At 59.0% G+C, this 22,122-nt stretch carries 24 protein-coding genes and 1 pseudogene; 12 read left to right on the top strand and 13 right to left on the bottom strand.

Annotated elements, in window-relative coordinates; all coding sequences use genetic code 11:
- From X757_RS158615 to X757_RS158605, 3 genes are read right to left on the bottom strand one after another with little or no spacing between them, the layout of a single operon-like run.
- Nucleotides 1-360: a hypothetical protein gene (locus X757_RS158615; protein ID WP_023725492.1), complete on the bottom strand. Its 360-nt coding sequence runs from the start codon at nucleotides 358-360 to the stop codon at nucleotides 1-3.
- Nucleotides 360-1,580, bottom strand: a complete 1,221-nt coding sequence (locus X757_RS158610) for an NRAMP family divalent metal transporter (protein ID WP_023725493.1) — start codon at nucleotides 1,578-1,580, stop codon at nucleotides 360-362. Before X757_RS158610 ends, X757_RS158615 begins: the two co-directional genes overlap by 1 nt.
- Complete coding sequence (locus tag X757_RS158605; RefSeq protein ID WP_050586847.1) at nucleotides 1,577-2,038, bottom strand: hypothetical protein; 462 nt, start codon at nucleotides 2,036-2,038, stop codon at nucleotides 1,577-1,579. Before X757_RS158605 ends, X757_RS158610 begins: the two co-directional genes overlap by 4 nt.
- 511 nt (nucleotides 2,039-2,549) lie before the next feature.
- On the opposite strand from X757_RS158605, the gene X757_RS158600 reads away from it, so the two are divergent.
- The 3 genes and pseudogenes from X757_RS158600 (at nucleotide 2,550) to X757_RS158595 (ending at nucleotide 4,689) form a co-directional block, all read left to right on the top strand.
- Complete coding sequence (locus X757_RS158600) at nucleotides 2,550-3,347, top strand: SDR family oxidoreductase (protein WP_023696321.1); 798 nt, start codon at nucleotides 2,550-2,552, stop codon at nucleotides 3,345-3,347.
- Nucleotides 3,348-3,950: 603 nt separating this feature from the next.
- Nucleotides 3,951-4,353, top strand: a pseudogene (locus X757_RS1000000165685) (SDR family NAD(P)-dependent oxidoreductase); the annotation flags it as partial.
- Between the two features lie 90 nt (nucleotides 4,354-4,443).
- Nucleotides 4,444-4,689 (top strand): hypothetical protein, encoded by a 246-nt coding sequence (locus X757_RS158595; protein ID WP_023725497.1) that lies wholly within the window; start codon nucleotides 4,444-4,446, stop codon nucleotides 4,687-4,689.
- A 181-nt stretch (nucleotides 4,690-4,870) separates the two neighbouring features.
- Here X757_RS158595 and X757_RS158590 read toward each other — a convergent pair whose 3' ends face one another.
- Nucleotides 4,871-5,287: a response regulator gene (locus X757_RS158590; protein WP_023700039.1), complete on the bottom strand. Its 417-nt coding sequence runs from the start codon at nucleotides 5,285-5,287 to the stop codon at nucleotides 4,871-4,873.
- On the bottom strand, nucleotides 5,284-8,397 hold the full coding sequence (locus tag X757_RS158585) for a CheR family methyltransferase (RefSeq protein WP_023681161.1): 3,114 nt from the start codon (nucleotides 8,395-8,397) through the stop codon (nucleotides 5,284-5,286). Before X757_RS158585 ends, X757_RS158590 begins: the two co-directional genes overlap by 4 nt.
- Nucleotides 8,398-8,543: 146 nt before the next feature.
- On the opposite strand from X757_RS158585, the gene X757_RS158580 reads away from it, so the two are divergent.
- The gene (locus X757_RS158580) at nucleotides 8,544-9,110 is read left to right on the top strand and encodes a response regulator (protein WP_023668059.1); all 567 of its coding nucleotides are present in this window, start codon (nucleotides 8,544-8,546) and stop codon (nucleotides 9,108-9,110) included.
- 2 nt (nucleotides 9,111-9,112) lie between these two features.
- The gene (locus X757_RS0133530; protein WP_031251119.1) at nucleotides 9,113-9,403 is read left to right on the top strand and encodes a hypothetical protein; all 291 of its coding nucleotides are present in this window, start codon (nucleotides 9,113-9,115) and stop codon (nucleotides 9,401-9,403) included.
- A 225-nt stretch (nucleotides 9,404-9,628) separates the two neighbouring features.
- On the opposite strand, the gene X757_RS158575 is transcribed toward X757_RS0133530, so the two are convergent.
- From X757_RS158575 to X757_RS158565, 4 genes are all read right to left on the bottom strand, one after another.
- The gene (locus tag X757_RS158575; protein WP_023681159.1) at nucleotides 9,629-9,892 is read right to left on the bottom strand and encodes a hypothetical protein; all 264 of its coding nucleotides are present in this window, start codon (nucleotides 9,890-9,892) and stop codon (nucleotides 9,629-9,631) included.
- A 339-nt stretch (nucleotides 9,893-10,231) separates the two neighbouring features.
- Entirely contained in the window at nucleotides 10,232-10,396 is a 165-nt protein-coding gene (locus X757_RS1000000168465; protein ID WP_023681158.1) for a hypothetical protein, read from the bottom strand.
- A gap of 244 nt (nucleotides 10,397-10,640) precedes the next feature.
- Complete coding sequence (locus X757_RS158570; protein WP_245275031.1) at nucleotides 10,641-12,134, bottom strand: trehalose-6-phosphate synthase; 1,494 nt, start codon at nucleotides 12,132-12,134, stop codon at nucleotides 10,641-10,643.
- Nucleotides 12,135-12,420: 286 nt separating this feature from the next.
- Complete coding sequence (locus X757_RS158565) at nucleotides 12,421-12,645, bottom strand: hypothetical protein (RefSeq protein WP_023681156.1); 225 nt, start codon at nucleotides 12,643-12,645, stop codon at nucleotides 12,421-12,423.
- Between the two features lie 192 nt (nucleotides 12,646-12,837).
- On the opposite strand from X757_RS158565, the gene X757_RS1000000166230 reads away from it, so the two are divergent.
- Both X757_RS1000000166230 and X757_RS158560 read left to right on the top strand, forming a co-directional pair.
- Nucleotides 12,838-13,467, top strand: a complete 630-nt coding sequence (locus X757_RS1000000166230) for a GFA family protein (protein ID WP_245275032.1) — start codon at nucleotides 12,838-12,840, stop codon at nucleotides 13,465-13,467.
- A gap of 14 nt (nucleotides 13,468-13,481) precedes the next feature.
- Nucleotides 13,482-14,366 carry an alpha/beta fold hydrolase gene (locus tag X757_RS158560; protein WP_023725499.1) on the top strand — a complete coding sequence of 295 codons (885 nt, stop codon included), beginning with the start codon at nucleotides 13,482-13,484 and terminating at the stop codon, nucleotides 14,364-14,366.
- Here X757_RS158560 and ligD read toward each other — a convergent pair.
- From ligD to X757_RS1000000167785, 3 genes are all read right to left on the bottom strand, one after another.
- Entirely contained in the window at nucleotides 14,346-16,988 is a 2,643-nt protein-coding gene (gene ligD / locus X757_RS158555) for a DNA ligase D (protein WP_023725500.1), read from the bottom strand. The two genes, X757_RS158560 and ligD, sit on opposite strands and share 21 nt — an antisense overlap.
- A gap of 162 nt (nucleotides 16,989-17,150) precedes the next feature.
- Entirely contained in the window at nucleotides 17,151-17,444 is a 294-nt protein-coding gene (locus X757_RS158550; protein ID WP_023687836.1) for a hypothetical protein, read from the bottom strand.
- Complete coding sequence (locus X757_RS1000000167785) at nucleotides 17,441-17,665, bottom strand: hypothetical protein (RefSeq protein WP_155921617.1); 225 nt, start codon at nucleotides 17,663-17,665, stop codon at nucleotides 17,441-17,443. Before X757_RS1000000167785 ends, X757_RS158550 begins: the two co-directional genes overlap by 4 nt.
- 193 nt (nucleotides 17,666-17,858) lie before the next feature.
- Between X757_RS1000000167785 and X757_RS158545 the strand changes: the two genes are divergently transcribed.
- Together X757_RS158545 and X757_RS23195 are read left to right on the top strand one after the other, a co-directional pair.
- Entirely contained in the window at nucleotides 17,859-18,851 is a 993-nt protein-coding gene (locus X757_RS158545; RefSeq protein ID WP_023681152.1) for a YihY/virulence factor BrkB family protein, read from the top strand.
- Between the two features lie 73 nt (nucleotides 18,852-18,924).
- Nucleotides 18,925-19,221, top strand: a complete 297-nt coding sequence (locus X757_RS23195; protein ID WP_023668045.1) for a hypothetical protein — start codon at nucleotides 18,925-18,927, stop codon at nucleotides 19,219-19,221.
- A 91-nt stretch (nucleotides 19,222-19,312) separates the two neighbouring features.
- Here the strand turns inward: X757_RS23195 and X757_RS158540 are convergent, their stop codons facing one another.
- Nucleotides 19,313-20,713 (bottom strand): phospholipase D family protein, encoded by a 1,401-nt coding sequence (locus tag X757_RS158540; RefSeq protein WP_023725501.1) that lies wholly within the window; start codon nucleotides 20,711-20,713, stop codon nucleotides 19,313-19,315.
- 423 nt (nucleotides 20,714-21,136) lie between these two features.
- Here X757_RS158540 and X757_RS158535 point away from each other — a divergent pair, with 423 nt between their 5' ends.
- The 3 genes from X757_RS158535 to X757_RS1000000166235 all read left to right on the top strand — a co-directional run bounded on the left by X757_RS158535 (nucleotide 21,137) and on the right by X757_RS1000000166235 (nucleotide 22,092).
- A complete protein-coding gene (locus tag X757_RS158535; RefSeq protein ID WP_023704627.1) occupies nucleotides 21,137-21,664 on the top strand; it encodes a ferritin-like domain-containing protein in 528 nt (175 codons plus the stop codon).
- A 63-nt stretch (nucleotides 21,665-21,727) separates the two neighbouring features.
- The gene (locus X757_RS158530) at nucleotides 21,728-21,883 is read left to right on the top strand and encodes a hypothetical protein (protein WP_155923545.1); all 156 of its coding nucleotides are present in this window, start codon (nucleotides 21,728-21,730) and stop codon (nucleotides 21,881-21,883) included.
- Nucleotides 21,880-22,092: a hypothetical protein gene (locus X757_RS1000000166235; RefSeq protein ID WP_245259911.1), complete on the top strand. Its 213-nt coding sequence runs from the start codon at nucleotides 21,880-21,882 to the stop codon at nucleotides 22,090-22,092. The genes X757_RS158530 and X757_RS1000000166235 overlap by 4 nt, the downstream gene beginning before the upstream one ends.
- Nucleotides 22,093-22,122: the final 30 nt, after the last annotated feature.

Consider the following 22,122-nt stretch of genomic DNA (forward strand, 5'->3'; position numbering starts at 1 on the left):
TCACGCTCCTGGGATGCGCCCGATGACATGATCGCGCAACCAGTCCTGCCAGGCGAAAATCGACGTCTCGCCCACCTCGATGTCACATTCGATGTCGAGCCCGTTGTCCTGCACCTTTTTCCACGCAATCCTGTGTGGCACGGCGTGGCGTTTGCCACCCACCCTCGTCGTCAGTTGCGCCATCCATTCCCCGGGCCGCGCGCCAAGGCGGCGCGCCAAAGTGATGGAGCCGAGTTCTATCGCGACAATCCTTGGTGGTTTGCCCCGCCGCAACTCAGCCACCACTCCGTCGACCTTGCCGATCTTGACCCGCCGGCGGTCGAACACCTGCTTGTCCAGGAGATCACGCATCAATTCCATCATGTGCCTCCGAATATCTGCAGCGGAATTGTCACCACGGCGAGCACGAAGGCAAGCGCGATAATGAAGACAACGGCGGCATTCGAAATGATGCCGTTGCGATTTTCGCCGACATAGCGTTCGTCATTCAGCAGGAAGAGAAATGGAACTACCGTCAGCGGAAGGCTCGCCGCCGTTACCGCCATGGAAAAGATGGTCAGCCTCAGTGGGTCGAGGCCAAGCATGATCGGAATGGCGGCCAAAAACAATGATGCCGTATAGACGGCACTGAAGCCCGGATCATCGCGCGGCTTGCGATCCTCGCCCCAGGTCCAGCCAAAGCCCTGTGCCACCAGATATGCCTGTTGCAACCCGACTTCGAGTGCGGCGCCGAAACAGGCAATGGCTAGCGAGGCAACGAATAGAACGAACCCCCAGAAGCCGAATATAGGGATCAGCATCAACGGCAGTTGGTGATAGTCGTCCACCTGGTCGATGCCGTGCGTCGCGAGAACGAGAGCAGCGATGATCAACACGCCGATCGAAATGGTCCCACCGAAGGTCATGCCCAGCCCGGCGATGGCACGATTGGCCCCAAGGTGGCTTTCATCCCACTTGTCCTCGATAGCTCCCGAGGAATAAAACATGAAAAGATAAGGCGATATCGAGGCGCCGAGAATGCTGGCCGCCATGAACCAGTAATTGATGGCATCGTGAGCCGGCAGCGAAGGCACGGCGCTGCCAGCGACCGCTGTCCAGTCGGGCTTTAACATCACCGCACCAACCACGAAGCACAGCGTCACGAGGCCGAGGACCGAAACGCCTTTCTCGATAAAGCCAAACGTGCCTTTCCACAGCAGCAGCCATGCCAGCAACGACACCGGCAGTGCCCACCACTGGAAGCCTATGCCGGTGGCAAGTTCGAGTGCGATGGCCACACCGCCGATCTCAGCGGACAGCACCATGAAATTGACGAGAAGGACGACGAGCAACGGCCATAGGAAGACGTTGAACCCAAATCTTTCACGAATGCCCTCTGAGATCGTGTGATGGCTCATCGCGGCGAACCGACCGGCCATTTCAACCAAAAAGATGATGCATATGGTGCCGAGAACTATGGCCCAGATTAGCTGGAATCCGAAGGCGGCACCCGCCTGCGCCGCCGTAGCCATCGACCCGACTTCGAGGAAACCTCCGACACTGGTGACGACGCCAAGCGATATTTCCAGAAGCTTCTTCACGGCTTTGGTCCGAAAGCGCTGGTGTAAGCGGCGGCGAGCGAGCGCATGGCCGCCCGAAGATCCTGTTGTGCGCTTTCCACCTCAGTGCGATTGTTCACCCGCAATCCCGCCTCGGCATGCGCCACCGCCACCGACAAACTGTTGACTGCTGCCGTCAGTCCTGCTCGCCCGGCTGGTTCAGCGGTCTCGGCCGATCGAATTTGCGCCTCGACATCGGCCAGCGTTTTTCCGACCGAGTGCAGTGCGGCCGTGGCATAGGCGGACGGTGCCGCTCCCTCCACCCAGGCATCCAGCACCATCGATACGGTCTGTGCCGCGGAGGCCGCTGTTCGTGATTGCTGCGCCACCTGATTGGAAGACGAGCATCCGGCCAACCCGGCTAGAATCAGAAGCAAGCACAGGCAGCCAACCGGAAAATGACGGTCGTTATGGGGTACAGCGCGCGTTGGATGCGCCACGCGGATTTCCTCCCCGGCCCGAACCAACTGCGTCCGGCATCAATGATCTAGAGCGCTCGGAGAGCTCGTCAAACGAAACCGACGACGAGCCTGTGAGGTCGGCTAGTCCAACATCCCGGACAGCCGTTAAAACAGCCGTTAAAAGAGGGGGCCCGCGCTTCTCTTTGGCGCGGAGAAGCGCGGGCAGATCGGGCTGAGGGGATGACCCGATCGCGCAGCATCAACATGGGAGGGCAACAACGCTGCACGGTTCGAACTTGCAACCGGGCCACTTGTTCCAACTTCAACTGATCCGTTCTGAGTACTCAATCCATGCGTTTGGGGGCCTTTTTGAAGGTAGGCCATCGCGAGTTCTCATGGCGTAGAACGGTTTTTGTCGCAACGGCCCATCCATGAATGCGCGCAACGACCGCGATGACGACCGTCGCCTGACCGTCATGACAGCGCACGATCAATCCAGCCCAAACGCCGCGGAACAATTGTGCCCGCTCGTGGTTCCGATCGCACGAAGATGGAGGATATGATGACGGACGCCAAACTCGCTGTGGTGACCGGCGCCTCGAGTGGCATCGGAAGGGAACTCGCAAAGCTGTGCGCTAAAGACGGCTACGACCTGATCATCGCCGCCGACGAGCCGGCTATCCGGCAGGCGGCAGAGGCACTTGAGACCCACAATGTAACGGTCGAAGCCATTGAGGCCGATCTGGCGACCGTCGAGGGCGCCGATCGGTTGATCTCCCAAATCGGCGATCGCGATATCGACCTGTTGTTTCTCAATGCGGGACGCGGGCTCGGCAACGGCTTCGTCGACCAGGACTGGCGAAAAGTCCGCCGGATCATCGACACCAATGTCACCGGAACGGTCTATCTGGCGCATGAGCTCGGCGCCAAGATGGCCCGGCGAGGCCGCGGGCGCATCCTGTTCACCGGATCGATCGCCGGCTTCATGCCCGGCACATTCCAGGCCGTCTACAACGGCACGAAGGCGTTCATCGATTCCTTCTCGATCGCGCTCCGCCATGAGCTGAAAGATAGCGGCGTGACGGTCACCGTGCTGATGCCTGGCCCCACGCAGACGCGATTCTTCGAGCGCGCTGAAATGATGGATACCAAGGTCGGCTCCGATGAAAAGGACAATCCGGCCGATGTCGCCAAGACGGGTTACGAGGCGATGATGGCCGGTGATGAACAGGTCGTCAGCGGTTGGAAAAACAAGCTGCAGGTCGCCGCCGCGCATGTCACGCCGGCAGGCACCTTGGCCGAACAGCACCGTAGGATGGCCGAGCCGGGGTCGGCGTCCAGCGACTGAGCCAATATTCGCGTCATCAAAAGGGCTGGCATTCCCAAGGCCGCATGTGCTGCGCGAGGCAATCTATCGCTGCCGCGAGGGGCGGCACCATCTCGGTTCCCGGCGTCTATGTTGGTCTGGTCGATCACATCCCGTTTGGCGGCGATGAATAAGGGACTGGCTTTCCGGATGGGCCAGACGCATACGCAACGCTACCTGGAACCTTTATTGGCGATGGTCCAGAACGACGAAATCGATCCCTCTTTCTGATTACCCACCGGCCGATCTGGAAGCAGGGCCGGTCTGTACAAGACGTTCCGCTACAATCAGGAGGTTGTGTCAAAGTGGTGATGCGGCCTCACGGCCGAGACGGGCAAGGCGAGCGACACCTCACTGCAATCACAAGGGAACATTCGCGTCGACGGCCGGTTAGGTGCCACTTCCGTAACGGTCACCTGCCGTCAAAGCGAGCCCATGATGAACCACGACCAGCATGACAATGTACCAGACGCAGCGCGTAGACTTGTCGCTGGAAGCATGGCGGGAGGAATTCTCGCCGCTTATGCTTCCACGGCGTCAGCCGATACGGGAACAGTGCCTGCTAAAGCAGGCCCTGCGAGCCCGATGCTCAAACAGAATCCGGTGACGCAATATCCCCAGCCGTCTTTCAAGCCACAGGAACAGAAGTGGCCGGGTTTGGCCAGCAAGATGGTGCCGCGCCCGGATCACGGCGAAACGACCTACAAGGGACCAGGCAGGCTTGCCGGTCGCAAAGCGCTGATAACCGGCGGCGATTCCGGAACCTGTCGTGCGGCGGCGATTGCATTCGCGCGCGAGCGTGCGGACGTTGCTTTCGGCTACCTCCCCGAAGAACAGGAAGACGCCGACGAACTGGTGGACCTAATAAAAGCGGCAGGTCAAAAGGCTTGCCGGCGATATCCGCAATGAGGCCTTTTGCAGAAAGCTGGTCGATGAAGCAGCAACGCCCCTCGGCGGTCTCGACATCCTGGTCAGCAACGCTGCCCGCCTCACTAGAGTCCACGGTCCTCAAAAAGGGCCGCCAGGCCCACCGCTCCTTAGGCGTGGTGGGCTTTCAGTCTGTCTACAGGAGGAACCAATGGCTGGCGATGATATAGAAAGAAGGCGACTGCAGATGTTGATCGAACAATATCTGGAGACCCGTAAGCGACGGCACGATTTCGTGTCGATCGCGAATGCCGAACTCGCGATCAAGGCTGTCATGCCGCATTGCCCGGTGTCGAGCGCAGCGTTGGCAGAGATGATTGCCGCTGGCGCCGTCACTTACGGCCTTGGCGTCCTATTCGACGCGAGGAAAACCGAGGGCGAACTGCCCGTTGTTTGATAAGCTCACACGGCTGACCAATCGTCGCGCGGTGGCGAACTTTCGCCCAGCGCTGGAGTACGCCAGACCGCGAGCATGCCAATCGTGCCGGCCGGATCGCAGGCACTTGCCGGCGACGCCGGCTCGGGCCTGGACCCGAATGTCGTCGCATCTCTGGTGAAAAACCAGTGTCTTTGTGCAGTTATCGGGCTTCTCGTTGGGTTGGCACCGTTCCGCTGTCCTGGTGTCTTGCCAAAGCTGTCGGTTGAACACCGAGCATATTTCGCACGGCCTCGACCAGCGCGGCAGCCCACACGGGTTTTGACAGCATCTTGTGATGACGCAAATCTTGCGGGATGTCGGATGCCGTGTACCCACTGACGAAAACAAACGGAATTCCGCGTTGCGCTAGAAGAGGGACAAGGGCAGCGCTGGTCTCGCCGCCGAGACCAATGTCCAGGACCGCAGCAGATATGACTTCACTCTCGATCAGCTTTTTCGCGCGAGCAACGGACGGCACTGGCCCGGCGATGGCGAAGCCGGCCTCTTCCAGGATTGCGCGGTGCTCCTCCGCGACCAGCCATTCATCTTCGACGACAAGGATACGAGATGCAGTCACGTTTCGCTCTCCCGATGATCAAACGGAAACTCAATCCGCAAGCTCAAACCATCGGAACCGAAAGATGTTTCAAAATTTCCGCCAAGCCGATACTCAATTTCGCCCTTCACCAGCGAAAGACCAAATCCCGTCTTCTCAGGCGGACTGACAGCGGGACCGCCGCTTTCTAACCATTCGAGCTGAAAACCGTGATCCGACGCCGACCAAGTCACGGACACCACGCCGTTTGGCACGGACAAGGCGCCATATTTTCCAGCATTCGTGGCAAGTTCATGGATCACCATGCCAAGCGACAGGCCCTGCTGAGGCTTGAGCCGAATGTCCTCGCCTGTGGTGTTGATGCGTTCCAGCCCGAACGGCTCGACTTCCTGCCGCACGATTTCCTCGACCGAGACCTCTTTCCAGCTTTCGCGCGAGAGCACTCCGTAGGCCCGCGCCATGGCGCGCAGGCGACCGATGAGCGCTTCGGCGAAAGCCTCCGAAGAGGGAGCATTTTTCAGGGTCTGACTGGCAATGCTGACCGTAACAGCCAGCATGTTCTTGACCCGATGGTTGAGTTCCGAGATCAATACCCGCTGGTGGGCTTCGGCTTCAGCCATGGTCGTCACATCGACAAAGGTCACCACCACGCCCTGGATTTTCCGCGCGCTGTCGCGGTAGGGGATCAGCCGCACGAGATAGTGGATGCCGTTGCTATCGCGCGGCAGCTGGTGCTCGATCATCTCGCCGGCCCTGAAAACCTGGGCAATATGGTCGCGCAGGTGCGGATAATCGAGCCGGCTGGCAAGATCGGTCAGCGGTCTTCCGATGTCGGTCGGCAGCAAGTTGAAGAACGAAGAGGCCGCCGGCGTGAAGCTGCGGATAACCAGCTTGGTATCGAGAAAAACAGTCGCGATCTGTGTGCTCTCGAACAGGTTCTTCAGATCGCTGTTGGCACGATCGAGATCCTCGATCTTGGAAACCAGTTCGGCATTGATGGTGTTCAATTCCTCATTGAGGGACTGCATTTCTTCCTTGGAGGCCTCGAGCTCCTCATTGGAGGACTGGGCTTCTTCGTTGACCGAGACGAGTTCCTCATTGGAAGATTTCAACTCCTCCAACGCGGTCTCATATTCTTCGATCGTCGATTGCAGGCGCTCGCGCGTATCGCGGAGCTCGCGTTCGAAATCAGCAATCCCAGATGCCACCGGCTGTCGAACCTTTAGAGCTTCCAGCCGCGGCTGCGGCTGGCCCACCGGCTCGAACAGGACGAGAAACAGCGGCTCGCCGCTGCCGCGATCAGTCAAGGGCTCGATCGTCAATGTGACGAATTGGACACGATCTTCATCTTCTTCAATGGCTATCGCTTCGCGCACAACCGTGCGCCGGCCCTCGGCGGCTTCCCGCAAAGCGCCGCGCAATTCCAGACGCAGGCCGCTGCGTGCCATTGTGAGCAATTGTCTGCTCGGCACCCCTTGCGGCGGCTCGAGATATTTGCCGGTTCGGACCGAGTAATAGACGACATCTCCATCACCATTGACGACGACGTGAGCCGGAGCGAAGCGTTCGAGAACCTGCGCTTCAACGGTTTGCCTTAGGGAATAAGACAAGCCGCGGCGGGCATGTGTGTCATTGGCGCTGGAAAAGTTGCTTGCAGGCGCAGCATTCAACAAGATCGGCAGCCGCGGCGGCGCCGTATGTTCTCGTGCCTTGAATATCCGTTGTTTCTTGTCGACCGGTGCAAACAGATCGGCATGCTGGCTTATGCTCTCGGAGGTGCCAAGGAACAGATAGCCGCCGGGCTTCAGCGAATAGTGGAAGGTCGGAATAACCTGCTTTTGCACATCGGGGCCGAAATAGATCAGCAGGTTCCGGCACGACACCATGTCCATGCGCGAGAAGGGTGGATCGCGGATGACGCTGTGCGCCGAGAAGATGCAGAGATCACGTACGCTCTTGCTCAAGATGAAACTTGTGCCGTCATTGCTGAAGAAGCGTTCGCGACGTTCAGGCGAAACGCCCGCAAGCAATGACTCCGGATAGCGCGCCGAACGTGCGATGCCCAACGCCGCGTCATCGATGTCCGTGGCGAAAATCTGGATGCGCGGCACAGCCGAAAGTGTATCCATATGCTCGCGCATCAGCATTCCGATCGAGAAGACTTCCTCGCCGGTTGCGCAGCCGGGCACCCAGACGCGGATCGTATCGTTGGCGTCCTTGCCTTCGAAAAGTTTGGGGATGACGGTTTCTTCCAGGGTCTTGAAAGCGTCCGTATCGCGGAAGAAATTTGTCACGTTGATCAGCAGGTCGCGAAACAGCGACCGCACTTCCTCCGCATTTGAACGAAGCAACTCTATATAGGCATCGATCGCGGTGTTCTGTGTTATTTGCATGCGTCGCCTGACGCGGCGCAAGAACGTCTTGGCCTTGTAGCCCGAGAAATCATGTCCCGAATGGCTGCGCAGGATCGCGTAGATTTCTTCCTGGCCCTTGCGGAGTTTCAAAGCACTGGCCTTGCCATCGTCAGCTTCAAGCTCGTCGAGCAGTTCAAAGCTGTGGGCAAATTCCATGAGTTTCGCACCCATCTCATCGGCCGGGATGGCGATATCGATCAGACCGGAACTGATCGCGCTGCGCGGCATGTCGGGATTGCTCGGACCCGACTCGTCGGAGAGTTGCGCCAGCGTCAGGCCGCCATGCTCCTTGATTGCCTTGATGCCCAACGTACCGTCGGAATCGCCGCCCGACAGGACGACGCCGACGGCGTATTCGCCCTGATCCTCGGCCAGCGCGCTGAAAAAGATATCGATGGGCTTGCGCTCCCTGGACACCGAATTCGGTTGGCGCAGCTTTAGGCTGGAATTTTCGATGGTGAGGATCGCGTTGTGCGGCATCACATAGACGGTGTCAGGATGGATATCCATTGCATCTTCAGCGACACGAACCGGAATTCCGGTGTAAAGCGCAATCACTTCGTGCAGCAGACTTTCCCGTTCCGGGCTGAGATGCGTGACGATCACGAACGCCATCCCGCTCGAAGACGGCATCCCGCGAAAAAATCCCTCCATGGCGGCAATGCCGCCCGCAGAGGCGCCAATACCGACTATGGGGAACCTCGGCAGCTTTTGCATCAATTGTCCTGCTTCAGTGAAATGCAACGCGGCAGCGCTGATTTCGATCCAATGTGTAAACCGTTCCTGGTCGAATTCCCATCCCGCACCGCCGATAGCCACGGAACCGATGGACGCGACCGCCGTTTAAAGCCCGGAGGGCTGCTATGTTATTAGGCATGCGAATTCTGCTCGTCGAGGACGAATTCTTGCTGGCAAGCGAACTTGCCTCTTATTTCAGCGATTGTGGGGCGACCGTTTTGGGGCCGGTGTCGTCAGTCAGCCGGGCTCGACGATATATCGATTCAGCGGACGGGGCGGTGCTGGACATCGATCTTAACGGTGAGACTGTTTTTCCCCTCGCCGATGAGCTGACGGACAGAGGCATCCCGTTCGTATTCTTCTCCGGAAACGATCAGATCACCCTGCCGGAGCGGTTCCGGTACACCCAAAACCTCTCCAAGCCGGCCGGGTTCAGGACGGTTGCCGGGATCCTCGCCGCGCAATCAACAGCGCTTGGTGAAGACAATGTCTTCCGCGCTCTTCCAAAACTGAGGCTGTCCGCGCGGCTGCTGCTGGGCGACCCACAGGCGGCCGATCGCCTCGTGGAACGCACATTGAAGGCGGCGCTGGAGGAGCGGTTGTCGACGCGGCATGACCTTCCCTTGAGCGAATGGCTCAATACACTCATGGAGGAGGTGCTCCGCAACGACAGGTCTGGCATCATGAATTAAGATTGTCCGATGGTTTGCCGCAGGCCGCCCTGTCGACCGCCCCCGCTACGGTACCCCTCCCCAAGAGCGCTTCGCTTCGTCTTGCAAATACGGCCGCATTCCTGCTAGAAATCCTCGTGGCCAAACCTCCGCAAACCAAACCTGACTCATTCCGCGATCCTGTTGAAGGCGACGCACTCGCAGCGCTGCTCGACGAAATCGCGGAAGAGGAAACACCTGAACGGCTGTTGAAGCTCGCTCTTGAGCTGCAGCAGCAACTGCTGTTGTCAAAGCAGCTGAAAAATCCCAACTGAACGGCCTGCAGCTAGGCATCTTGATTTGCCTCGAGTTCCACGATGGCGTCATCGCCTCGTTCGCCAGACCGATGCTGCTGCGGTAATCTTTCTGCGCTCGATGTGGGCGAAACCCCAGTCTCAATAGCTCAGCGGTTCCTGCGCCCAGAAGGCCCTGATCCCATCATGACGCCGATGAGACGACCAGGAAGATCAGGGCCAACTTGGGTCGCAGCCCAAGGTCGATCACTGCTGCCCTGGCATCTCGGTATTTTCTTGCGGGTTCTTTTTGACGCCGGGCGCGGGTGATGTCTCGGCGGGGGCATTGCCGCCTTGGTTCTGTTCCGGGGTGCGCTTTACTGGCGATGTCTGCCACGATCCGCCTGAAAGGGGTATGAACACAAAGAAGGCTAGCAGGGCGACGAAGATCACAGCCGCAATGACGACGCCCCACCCGAGTACATTTCGGGTGCCACGCTGTTCTTCCTTCCGGGACACATGCTCCGTCATCACTGGACTCCTTTGTGTCATTCGACGAGGTACAAATTTATCGTGCAGATCGACCGCACGGTCTGCTCTTCCCCGACGCGTGCCGCCGGCACAGCCGAAGAAGCTGAAGCTAATCTTCTCCAGCTTTTCGGCTGCCTGGTTTGGCGGCCCGCTTTGGGGCTTTCGGCACTGCCGGTTTCCGCTCGGGTGCAGGCGGATTGATCGCCTCGTGCGCCAAACGGGCTTTGCGCAATCGCGCCGTTTTCTCTTCCCGCGCCTTGCGCTCGGCTTCCATTACGCCTTGTGCGTAGAGGGTGGCTCGTGCGTCTCTGTCGTTTGCGGATCCACTGGCCGCCATAGTCAGCCCTCCGCCTTGTAATTTCTTGCTTCCTTCTTGGCGCCGTCTTTGCCGTGCTCGGCTGCAAGCTCTTTGGCCTGCCCGGGTGACACGTCGGTGGCTTCGGCCAACTTGATTGCCTCTTGTTCAGAGAGATCTCTGTCCTTTCGCGTGGGGTTCTTTGTCATCGCAGATCTCCTATCAGAGCCCAAACGACCGGACCGGCGGTGTGTTCCCTGGAGCCTTCGATAGTCCACCGATTGAGGCGGGCTATCGCGCTTCCGTCAATGAGCGAAAAGTTTTGATGCGGACGACAAGATACATGATCAGCTTCAAGGCCTTTCGAACTGCTCCGGCCAGCCGGGTTATGGCCGGGCTATGGCCGCGTGGGACGCGTGACACACGGACGGATTCAGGCATCGATGCCAGGCGCTAGTTCTCGCCCGCGAGCGTGGCGAGAAATGACCGCCGCCATTCTGCTGCGTCATTGCGCGTGATGCGCTTGAGCAGTGCACTATGCCTTGCAATTCTTTCCTCAAGCGGCATCGCGAGCGCTTTTGCGATCGCATCGGCAACCTCGTCGACCGCATACGGGTTCACGATCAAGGATTCGGCAAGTTCTTCGGCCGCACCCGCAAAACGCGACAATACCAGCACTCCGGGATCGGCTTCGTCCTGCGCGGCTATGTATTCCTTGGCGACGAGGTTCATTCCGTCACGCAGGGGCGTGACCAATCCGACCTGGCTAGCGCGCAACAGGCCAGCAAGCCGAGAGCGTGATACGGCACGGTGGATGTAGCGGATCGGGGTCCAAGCCAAATCCGCGTATCTTCCGTTGACCGCGCCGGCGGTTGCCTCAAGCTGGGCCCGGATGTCGGCATAGGCGCTGACCTCCTCGCGCGTCGGCGACGCAATCTGCAAATATGTTGCCGCCCGCTCGTGTTCCGGATGCCTTTCCAAAAGACGCGCGAAAGCCTGCATGCGGCCGGGGAGACCCTTGGAGTAGTCCAGCCGATCGACGCCGATGATTTGCTTGAGGCCCAGAATCTGGCGGCGCATGGAATCAATCTGCACATCCTCCGCCGCCTCATTGGCCATGCGTGCGATTGAATCGACGTCGATGCCTATCGGAAAACACCTCGATAACAACGTGCGGCCGTTCATCTCAGCCGAACCATTGATATCAAAAGTAATGGAGTTGGCCGCCTGCACTGAGCGCCGGAAATTCCCCACGTCCGTTTCGGTCTGGAATCCCACGACGTCATACTGAAGCAGATCATCGATGAGTTCTTCATGGTCGGGCGTGGCTACAAACAGGTCAGGCGGCGGGAAGGGTATGTGAAGAAAGAAACCGATCCGATTCCGGACTCCCAGCCGCCGCAACTGGGCGGCCAAGGGGATAAGGTGGTAGTCGTGAACCCACACCAGGTCGTCGTTGCCCGACAGCAGTCCTGCGAGCGCCTTCGCGAACCGCGCATTGATCTGCCGGTAGGCGTGTAGAAACTCTGCCCGGTGGTTCACCAGGTCGAGTCGGTAATGAAAAAGCGGCCACAGCGTGCTGTTGGCATAGCCATTGTAATAGAGCGAATACTCCTCATACGGCAGGGTAAGCGCAGCCGTCTCGATCTTTCCCACGCGTTCCAAGCGGATTAGCGGTTCGTCGCTCGCGGCGTAGTCCTGATACTCGGCGCTTGCTCCTAGCCACAGGCCTCCACGCTCGGCCAACGCATCCCCGATGCCTACAGCAAGTCCGCCGGCTTGCGACAGATCGCGAATGTTCCCCAGCCTGTTCGAGACGACAACCAGACGACGCGGGATGGCGCGATCGCCAGTTAGCTCAGCCTCCCCACCTAAGGCGTCGCGCTCAAGGGGATCACCAACCGTTTGCGAGGCCTCGTTGAGAATTTCATCCGGTCGCTGCAACAAGAGCAAATCCTGAGCGTGAAGATCGCTTGGGGAACGGTCCGCGCGTGCGATTGTTCCCGACGTAAGTGTCCAGCCGGATTCGCTGGTTCTCGGCCCGCTCGGGCGCCTTTTTCAGCGGCTCTCGCAGGATCGTCGTCGGACGCACCGGTGATGAGACCCCGATCCAGCACGCCGAGCAGCCGCTTTGGCGACGGCCGGACTTACCGCTTTGGTATTCATGCTGCCGGATCCCCTGCCCTGTCATATCAACTCCCCACCTTGGCAAAAGCCCCAAGTGACCAAACCGTCAGTCCACCTCGATTACCTTGCGCGTCGGCTTTCGTTGGCGGGGCGGCTGCTTTGCGGCTACGGGCGCGGGCGGGGTCTGCGCTATCGATGCCTCCAACAACTGTCGCTGTTCTCTAAGCCGCGCCGTCTTGGCTTCCCTGGCATGCCGCTCCGCTTCCAACAGCAACTTGGCTTCTCGATCCGCCCTCTCGATCTTTTCCCTGTCGACGCGTCGTGTTTTCAAGGTCGCCTCCTTTGGTCAGACGGCGAACAAAGTGCGGACCTGAAAAAATGTTCCCAACAAATCAAGGCCTGATCTGCCTCAAATGATATTGACCAGCAGCCCGCCGGTTGCGCGCATCTGCGGCTCTGTGACGTCCAAAGGAACTGCTTGCCGTCCGCGGCGTTACGCCACCACGCTGGCCGGAAGATTACCATGGACGACAAACCCCGAACGACGATCAGAAAACCGGCCCGGATTGATCGAGGGCATTGCTTTTGCGGAGCCATCACAGCTGAATTCAGTGGCGATCCCTTTTGGATTTGTTTCGACCATGACGATGACTGCCGACGAGCGATCGGCAGCCCACTGACGATCTGGATTGGCTATCGTCCAGATCAGGTCGATTGGCTCGGCTCCAAACCAAAAACATTTTCGAAAACCAGGGGGGTCGTGCGCTCCTTCTGTTCGGAATGTGGCACCTCGATTGGGTACACCGATGAAGGCTTGCCAAATGAGTTCTACATCTCGATCGGATTCATGGACGCGCCCGAGAAGTTCCATCCCCAAGCTCAAGCCTATTGGGAAATGCGACTGCCGTTTATCAGGATGGATGACGGTTGCCTCGCGTCGAGGGCTACACCCGGGCGCGCGACCCCACCCTGGGCAATCCCAGAGACCGGTGAGGCAGGAGGTTGGATCCGGGCGTCAGCGCCAGGGCTGGCGGATCCTGAACGGCGGCCGAACCATTGGAATGAGAGAAATGTCCAAACGGACAAATGCCCGAAACCAATTTCACCGGGGTGGGTTGAAGATGGACATGCGGGACTTGTTTTCACAGTCTGACGACAAAGAAGCGGATGTTTGAAGGATTCAAGCTAGAGACCGTGGATCTGCCCGAGTCCTCACTGCGAGTCAGGTATGGAGGTTCAGGCCCGCCGCTTCTTTTGCTGCATGGCCATCCTCGGACGCACGTTACCTGGCACCGGGTAGCCCCACTTCTCGCCGCCGACCACACAGTTGTCTGCCCCGATCTGAGGGGCTTTGGCCGGTCCTCGGTACCGGCGGACGCCGTGGACCATGCTGGATCCTCCAAGCGTGCCAAAGCCAGGGACTGCATCGCTCTCATGCGACATCTCGGCTTTGGCCGGTTTGCGATCGCAGGCCATGACCGCGGCAGCTACACAGCGTTCCGAGCAGCGATGGATCACCCGTCAGCGATCAGCCATCTGATCGTTATGGATAGCGTCCCTATCCTGGAAGCCCTCGAACGCTGCGACGCCCGCTTTGCGAAGCTCTGGTGGCACTGGTTCTTTTTTGCACAGCCGGACAAGCCCGAACGCGCAATCATGGCCGATCCTGACGCGTGGTATGGCGGCTCAGCCGAGTCCATGGGGGCTGAGGCCTATGTCGACTACAAGGACGCAATCCACGATCCGAATGTTGTTCACGGCATGCTTGAAGACTATCGGGCAGGTCTGGCCATCGATCAATTGCACGATGCCGATGACAGGAAAGCTGGTCGCCGGGTCGCGTGCCCGACCTTGGCGCTCTGGTCCGCCCGCGATGATCTTGGGGCACTTTACGGCAACGTGCTGGATGTTTGGCGACCCTGGACCACCGAACTGAAGGGCCAACGGATCGATAGCGGACATCATATGGCCGAAGAAGCAGCCGACGCGGTAGCCGCAGCTGTCATGGCGTTCTTGCGCGAACCGACGTCGTCATGCGGCGAGCTTTGCTGAACCGATCCGTTTGATGGCGATGCTGATCGACCGTTCGCCATCGTCGTAGTCGGCCCAGGCGACGGTCTTTTTCAGGTGGCCCGGAACCGTGCGAACGGTGTATTTTTTCGGATCGAGATCCGCCTTCACCTGACTCCAGGTCAGCGGCATGGATACAGTCGCGCCTTCCCTGGCGCGAGGGGAGAGAGGGGCGACGGCTGTCGCCATGCGATCATTCCTGAGATAGTCGAGAAAAATCCGGGATGTCCGCAGCTTCTTGGCCATGTTGACGAGGTAGAGATCCGGGCTGTCTGCCGCCATCTGGATGCAGACGGCCTTTGCGAAGGCCTTGGCCTCGGCCCATGTCGTCTTGCTGCGGCGGGCCGCCAATGGCGTCACGACATGCAAGCCTTTGCCGCCCGTGGTTTTGCAGAAGCTCACCAAGCCCAGATCTTCGAGACGATCGCGCATTTCCTTGGCAGCCGCGACCACCTTCGCAAAAGGGACTTCCGGACCGGGGTCAAGGTCGAAGACAAGTCGGCCAGGTATTTCGGGATGACCCGGCTGGCAGTTCCAGGGGTGAAGCTCAAGGCCGCCTATCTGGGCGATCGCGGCCAGACCCTCGACGCGGTCGATTTGCAGATACGGTTTGTGATCGCCGAAGACTTTCACCAGTTCCAGCAGATTGGATGTGCCTGGCATTGCGTGGCGCTGGAAAAACTGCTCGCCGGCGTAGCCATCCGGCGCGCGCACGAGTGAACAGGGACGACCTTTGATATGTCTGATCATCCAGGGGCCAACGGTCTCGAAATATTCTGCAAGATCGAGCTTGTCGACGGGCTGACCGTCGCCGGCATTCGGCCAAAGCGGCTTGTCCGGCTTGGAAATGATGACGCCCATGACAACCGGGCTTTTTCCTGTCTTGCCAGTCACCTTGGCAGGGTCGGCAATCGGCGTCTCTTGAGGATCGGCTGGACGCTCGGCCTCGACGTCTTTTGCGGGCTTGTCTTCACGCAGGCCTTTGAAGGCGGCCTGCCGGATATTGCCACCCCCGGTCCAGCCGGCGAACTCGATTTCCGCGACCAATTCCGGCTTCGTCCAGAAGACGGTTGAATTCCTTTTCGGTGCGCCGTCGCCGGTAAACGGCGACGTCGCGGCTTTCATCTCCTGCAGCCTGGGCATCAGCTGCTTGACCTTTGCCTCGCTGAATCCGGTCCCCACACGGCCGATATAGGCGAAATGTTCACCGCGATTGACGCCGACGAGCAATGACCGGATTTTGCCGTTGGTCGTCGACCAGCCGCCGATGACCACCTCATGCCCGGCGCGGCATTTCGATTTGGCCCAGGTGTCGGTCCTCCCCGAAACATAGGTTGCATCGGCCCTCTTGGAGACAATCCCCTCAAGCGAAAGGCGACAGGCAGAACGCAGCACCGCGTCGCCGCCATTGCTGAAGTGCTCGACATAGCGGATGAGATTTTGCGCGCCGCGATCGACTTCGCCGAGCATCTCGCTCAGACGTTCCTTCCGTTGTGAGAGAGGCATCTTTCGCAGATCGACGCCATTTGCGAAGAGCAGGTCAAAAGCAAAGTAGATCAGGTCTTTCGTCCGGCGCTCCGACAGCGCTGCCTGCAGTGCGGCAAAATCGGGCGCGCCGTTCTCGTCAAGCGCTACGATCTCGCCGTCGATGATGACGTTGGGAAGACTGGAGGCCTCCTTTGCGATGGCGCCAAATTTCTCCGTCCAGTCAAGACCCTTGCGGGTCCTAAGCGCGATGTCCTTGTCTTCCACGCGCAACTGGACGCGATAACCGTCAAACTTGATTTCGTGAACCCAGTTCGTCCCGGCCGGCGGCCGGGAAAGCGTTGCGCAAAGCTGTGGTGGGATGAAGTCGGGCATCTTCGCCGCTGAGGCACCAGCGGCTCGCTTCGGCCGCGGAGCAGGCTTTGCCGACTTGGCGGCGCGCTTGTCGGCATGGCCGCGCTTGCTGTCCCAAACGGCATCCGCATCGGCCGACGATGAACCTTTCATCATGAACGGCTTCGGACCTGCCCCCTTTCCCGCTGCAATCCTTTCCATGCTCCGACCGGAGGCGACGGATCGGTCCTGAGCCAGCACCGCATCGCCATTGCCCTCTGTCGCGTATTTGTCGCGGTGTTTGATCAGCAGCCAGTTGGTCCGCTTCCTGCCATTGCGGTCATGCTTCATGCGCACGAGGACGAAGCTTCCATGCAGGCGCTTGCCCTGCAGCGTGAATTTCAGGTCGCCTTTTTCCAACGCCTTTTCGGGAGACATGGCGCCTCCCGGTTCCCAATATCCGCGATCCCACAACTGCACCGTGCCGCCACCATATTGTCCTTTGGGAATTGTGCCTTCGAAGTCGCCGTACTCCAGCGGGTGGTCCTCAACCTCCACGGCAAGTCGTTTGTCGTGAGGATCCAGTGATGGACCTTTGGTCACAGCCCATGATTTGAAGACCCCGCCAAGCTCGAGGCGAAGATCATAGTGCAGCCGCGTGGCCGCGTGTTTTTGGATGACGAACCGGAGTCGGTTCGAACCCGCAATCGAGCTTTCGCCGCTGGGCTCTTTCGTCTTCGCGAAATCCCTTTTGGCCCGGTAGGTTGAAAGCTCGCCCGTTTTCATGGAAGTGCCCCGACTAATGACGCAACGCCGGGACTCAACGCAGTGGGTGAGATTTGGTTCGGTTCATAGCCGAGACGACGCCGATGCTGCTTTTCCGCTTCAGAGTGGCATCGGCGTCAAATGAGGCCTTCACGGAGACTACAGGTGTCGTCACCGCTGACGTTAAGGTTCCTTGGTTTGCCCAACCATTTTTGCAAGCTCTGAAAATGGTGGGATGTCCAGTTCGCCTTGCGCGTTGTTTGCGATCTGCAGAAGCCGGATCGGGAAGCAGATCGCGTCACGGTTGGCCGGTGACATGTCTTCGTAGGTCCGCTCGTCACCTGTCATGGACGCCTCTGCCTTTCGCAGGGCGGTATCGATCTCGTCAATTGACAGCAGACCTTTGTGAACGAGCAGGTTGTTGATTGACGCGACCGCCATCATCAACCCTTCAAGCTGAAGATTGGCAACGTTCATGGCTTGACCGTGTTTCCGCCGCCCGGCCTCGCCGGGGCGTTCTGGCCATCGGATTGGTGCGTCTTGTCATCCACCTCATTGACTGGCCGCGTCAGACCGACCCCACTCTTGGGTTTCTTGTTGCCGGCCGCATCCTGAGAGAACGCATCCGAAGGATCAGGACCTGTTCTAGCCGGGTACTTCGTTGCGCCGGTCTCGCGACGGTTTTCATTATCAGGCATTTTTGATCACTCCAATCGGATGACCGATAACCATTACGAGCCCGGCGAGTTCCGGCGCCGCATGGAACATTTCTGGCCGTTCGTGCAGAGACAAGCGGGCGTGTCTCGGCAATCGCGCCTCGCGCACTGGCGGCAGGTCTCGCTTTCGTTGCCGACAGCACTAGGTTGCTCGTTGAGGCAAAAGGAATTCCCCATGCGGGTGGCACGTGAAGCCTGGGTTCTTGGCAAGGAGAGCATCCTCGGATTCATCAACGACAATGCCCTCAGCCACGGTGCGGCGATGGCGTTCTATGCCGTTACGTCCCTGGCCCCGATCTTGTTGATCGTTGTTGCGATTGCTGGACTTGTCTTTGGGCATGAAGCAGCTCAACTCGCTCTGTCGGCCGAAATCGCAGGCGTGATGGGATCGCAAACCGGCGACCTTCTGCGCAGCACCATCGAAAGCGCTTCTCACAGAACCGCCGGCACTCTTGCCACCTTGGTGGGCATCGTCACCCTCTTCGTGACAGCCTCCGGGGTGTTTGGCGAAATGCAGCTTTCGCTCAACACAATCTGGAAGATTGACCCACCACCCATGTCTGTGTCGCGATTGGTGCGGGCGCGGGCGGCCAGCCTGGGTCTGGTTGCAGCGTTGGGATTTCTACTGCTTGTGTCGTTGGCGGCGAGTGCCGCCATTTCCGCGCTTGGCGCTGTCATCAACGCCCATCTGCCGTTCGGCACGATCATTCTCGCGTCGATAAACGGCATTGTATCATTCGTGCTGATTTCCGCTCTGTTTGCCGCGATCTTCAAGATCCTGCCGGACCGGTCGCTCGCTTGGCGCGATGTCGCAATTGGCGCGGCAGTGACCGCTTTGCTCTTCACCATCGGCAAGTCGCTGATTGGCTGGTATATCGGAACCAGCGCGATCGCATCCTCCTATGGCGCGGCGGGTGCACTGCTGGTCGTGCTGCTTTGGGTTTACTATTCGTCTGAGATATTCCTGCTCGGCGCCGAGTTCACGCGGGCCTATTCCGTCCGTCTCGGCAGTCGGTCCGACCTTCAACCGATAGTGGAGGCAGAGAGCCCGTCGCGACAGACATCGAACCCTGGGCCAACTATCCAACGCGAGGTGCAGGCCTGGATTGTGATCACGGGTTTGCTGACCTTCGTGGCGACACGGGTCTGGCCATCGCGGCGATCTTAGCTGCTTCCCACCAATTCTGTTTCTTTGGAACGCAACCCGGACACCGGAATTGCATAGGAACAGGAGGTTGCCCATGCCAAAATTCCGCTTTGAGACGACAGTATCCGGCCAGACTACCGCTCTCGAGGAAGAGCTAGCGAGTGCGGAGATGGCCAGTCCGAGAGCAATAGAGATGGCGCGCGTAGCGGTGGCGGCGGATCCTGGGTCAGGAACCAAGCAATCGGGATCGACTATCAAGGTCTACGATGAAGCCGGATACCTGGTCGCCACAGTCAATTTTTCCGACGTGTTGCCGAGTGATCCGGACGCCGGACAGCATGGGATTGGCGACGCGGTTGTCGAAGAACCGGGTGTGATGCGGTCTGGCTGACCCGTGGTAGATCAGGGTTTCACGTTTCGCTCACGCGATCCCCGGCAGGGCAATTCGCTGAGATCGCGAGGTCCTCGGCCATCGTCGGATGCTAGAGCTGAGATTCGATCGGGAGGTGACGGACGAAGACCGCCAGGATACGGCGAAAAAATCCGGCTTCTGGTTCATGCGTATAGTCCTGAATCTTGCCTTCGCCGCATCCATGCCAATGCAGAACATTGTGCTTCAGTTCGAGCCGATAGCTTGTTTCCGGAGATATTTCCGATTGGAATCGATGCCGCAGCTCGGCGACCAATTTCGGATCCTCAAACAGCACGCCCATTTCCGAGTTCAAGGACACTGACCGTGGATCGAAATTGAAGGAACCGACGAAGCCGATATTGTCGTCGACGGTGAAAGCTTTCGTATGCAGACTGGCGCCCTTCGAGCCAAACACCGAGATTGCGGAGCGCCGGTTGAACGGCTGAAGCTCGAAAATATTGACGCCATTCCTCAGCAGCCGCTTGCGATAGTTTGCGTAAGCGCCATGGACTGCGGCGACGTCCGTGGCGGCCAGGGAATTGGTCAGAACCGAAACGTCAACACCGGCGCCGACAAGGTCCAGCAAGATCGCTGTGCCCCTTTTGCCGGGGATGAAATAGGGCGACACAATTTCCAGACACCCGCGCGTGGATTGGATGATCGGACGCAGCTCTTTCATAAGCCAGCTGCGACGTCTCCAACCACGAACCTTCTCCGGCGGATCGGAAATGACCCGCACGCCATCCACCCAATGAACGTCGTTGCTGGCCGCAATAAACTCTGTGATCGAGCCCCGGTTGCCGATGCCGTTCAGGAATTTGGGATCGGGGCCGGTATCGCTTCCTTCAAGCCATTTGGCATGCTCATGCTCAGCCACTGATCCCAGGGTTTTGATTGGCTTGGCTTCATTGCAAGCCCAGAAGGCATCGAATATCGCCGCGGTTTGCCGTACCGCAGGCCCCAGGAGCAGCAGATCGAGGTCCCGGAAATTGGTTTCTGCCGCATCGAAATAGGCATCGCCAACATTCCGACCGCCGACAATGGCAAATTTGTCGTCGACGATCCAAGCCTTGTTGTGCATCCGTCGCGTCAATGCAAAGAGCCGCAACAGCACTTCCACACCACGCATGATCCGGCCGCGCCTGATACCGCTCGGATTGAACAACTTCAATTCGATGTTTGGATGGTTGTTCAGCGCCAGATATGCCGCATCATTTTTACGCGGATTGACGTCGTCAAGGAGCATGCGCACCCGAACACCGCGCTCAGCAGCTCGAAAAACCTCGCGAAGCAGCAAGCGGCCGGTGTGATCATCATGCCAAAGGTAGTACATCAGGTCGAGGCTGCGCTCAGCGCTCCTTGCGGCCAGCACGCGCAGAGCGAAAGCGTCATAATTGTCCGAGACAAGCAGCAAGCCGCTCTTGCCGGTTTTGATGTTGTCGTCTGCGGTTCGCGAAAGTGATACGTCCATAAAAATTGCCACCTTTGGACGGCGCTCGCTGCCATCCCGCTCAAATCATAGCTAGAACCATTCTGAGGTATTCTGGTTGCATACGCAGCGTCCAATCACCCAATTCCTGGATGCAAGCAGGGCCAGCAATCAAGCGGCTGCAGAGCGGTCAGGAGGCTTGAGAGGCGTTGCCCCGACTGCTCTGCTGCCGCTGCGGTACTTGCGTCTCCTGCAGTCCCAGGCCCTCAGACCGCACGACCGTTGGCGGGAGCCCGATGGCGTGCGCCCCGCCGCGGCTCTTCGACGAGAATGACGTGGTCGTTGTTCTCAGTGAAGCGCAGGACCCTTTAAATTTAGATATCTCCATTATCCCGGAACCGGGTTCGGGTTTCCGAGTTAAGAAAATGCTCGCGACGGGCAATTTTCAACAGAGGAGACGGCACAATGCCCACTGCCAAGAAAGCCAATGGCAACAACAAGGACCTGGAGGACCTTTTCCTCGATGGCCTCAAAGACATCTACTATGCCGAGAAGAAAATTCTGAAAGCCTTGCCGAAGATGGCCAAAGGCGCATCCGAACAGCAAGTTGCGGCAGCATTCGAGAAGCACCTCGCTGAAACCGAGGGGCAGGTCGAACGTCTGGAGGAGGTCTTCGAGATTCTCGGCGCGGCCGCGCGCGGCAAAACCTGCCCGGCGATCGACGGCATCCTGGAGGAAGGATCTGAAATCCTTCAGGAGTACAAGGGATCGACTTCGCTCGATGCAGGGCTCGTCGGTGCCGCGCAAGCCGTGGAGCACTATGAGATTGCCAGGTATGGAACCCTGATTGCCTGGGCTACGACGCTCGGCAAGGATGACGTGGTTGCGCTCCTCAATGCGACACTTGAGGAGGAGAAGGCCACCGACGAGGCGCTGACTGCCCTCGGTGAAGCCGGCGTCAACGAACGAGCGGCAGAACGGAAAGCGGCTTGATTGATCGCCTACCCAACCGCCTCGGCGACCCATGTGCCGAGGCGGTCGCGGGAGATGAAGGACATGGTCACGCATATCTACAAAGGACTGGAATGTTTCCTGCTTGAGTGTTCGGCCGCGCTGGTCAGGCGCCGCGCCCTTGGTGGTTCGCGCAGCGATCCTCGGCAGTTGCGAGAACAGCGCAGAGATGAGTTCAGGGCCCGCAAAGTCGCCGAATGAGCGCCAAGATGGAGAGTCGGATGGGCTTCTTTGGAAAATATTTCTCAGGACTGTTGAGCAAGAAATCGACTGACGGCAAGGGGAGCGGCGATATGCGTAAAGCTACCGGCGCGGGTCCGGCGATTGCTGCGCATTCCAAAGATGCAAAGACATCCGCTGCTTCCGGTCAAAGCACCAATGCTTCGAGCAAAAATGCAGATGGACGATGACAAAAGGCAAGATTTGGCTACCGACTCTAT

The organism is Mesorhizobium sp. LSHC412B00, assembly GCF_000503035.1.
Lineage (GTDB): Bacteria > Pseudomonadota > Alphaproteobacteria > Rhizobiales > Rhizobiaceae > Mesorhizobium.

Coding starts and splice junctions, on each gene's coding strand:
- X757_RS158585 (WP_023681161.1), bottom strand. CDS start 8,397: ATGCAAAAGCTGCCGAGGTTCCCCATAGTCGGTATTGGCGCCTCTGCG.
- X757_RS1000000166230 (WP_245275032.1), top strand. CDS start 12,838: ATGGACGACAAACCCCGAACGACGATCAGAAAACCGGCCCGGATTGAT.
- X757_RS158545 (WP_023681152.1), top strand. CDS start 17,859: ATGCGGGTGGCACGTGAAGCCTGGGTTCTTGGCAAGGAGAGCATCCTC.
- X757_RS158560 (WP_023725499.1), top strand. CDS start 13,482: ATGTTTGAAGGATTCAAGCTAGAGACCGTGGATCTGCCCGAGTCCTCA.
- X757_RS1000000166235 (WP_245259911.1), top strand. CDS start 21,880: ATGAGCGCCAAGATGGAGAGTCGGATGGGCTTCTTTGGAAAATATTTC.
- X757_RS1000000168465 (WP_023681158.1), bottom strand. CDS start 10,396: ATGACAAAGAACCCCACGCGAAAGGACAGAGATCTCTCTGAACAAGAG.
- X757_RS158535 (WP_023704627.1), top strand. CDS start 21,137: ATGCCCACTGCCAAGAAAGCCAATGGCAACAACAAGGACCTGGAGGAC.
- X757_RS158575 (WP_023681159.1), bottom strand. CDS start 9,892: ATGACGGAGCATGTGTCCCGGAAGGAAGAACAGCGTGGCACCCGAAAT.
- X757_RS158530 (WP_155923545.1), top strand. CDS start 21,728: ATGGTCACGCATATCTACAAAGGACTGGAATGTTTCCTGCTTGAGTGT.
- X757_RS23195 (WP_023668045.1), top strand. CDS start 18,925: ATGCCAAAATTCCGCTTTGAGACGACAGTATCCGGCCAGACTACCGCT.
- X757_RS158600 (WP_023696321.1), top strand. CDS start 2,550: ATGGAGGATATGATGACGGACGCCAAACTCGCTGTGGTGACCGGCGCC.
- X757_RS158540 (WP_023725501.1), bottom strand. CDS start 20,713: ATGGACGTATCACTTTCGCGAACCGCAGACGACAACATCAAAACCGGC.
- X757_RS158550 (WP_023687836.1), bottom strand. CDS start 17,444: ATGAACGTTGCCAATCTTCAGCTTGAAGGGTTGATGATGGCGGTCGCG.
- ligD (WP_023725500.1), bottom strand. CDS start 16,988: ATGAAAACGGGCGAGCTTTCAACCTACCGGGCCAAAAGGGATTTCGCG.
- X757_RS158615 (WP_023725492.1), bottom strand. CDS start 360: ATGGAATTGATGCGTGATCTCCTGGACAAGCAGGTGTTCGACCGCCGG.
- X757_RS158580 (WP_023668059.1), top strand. CDS start 8,544: ATGTTATTAGGCATGCGAATTCTGCTCGTCGAGGACGAATTCTTGCTG.
- X757_RS1000000167785 (WP_155921617.1), bottom strand. CDS start 17,665: ATGCCTGATAATGAAAACCGTCGCGAGACCGGCGCAACGAAGTACCCG.
- X757_RS158595 (WP_023725497.1), top strand. CDS start 4,444: ATGGCTGGCGATGATATAGAAAGAAGGCGACTGCAGATGTTGATCGAA.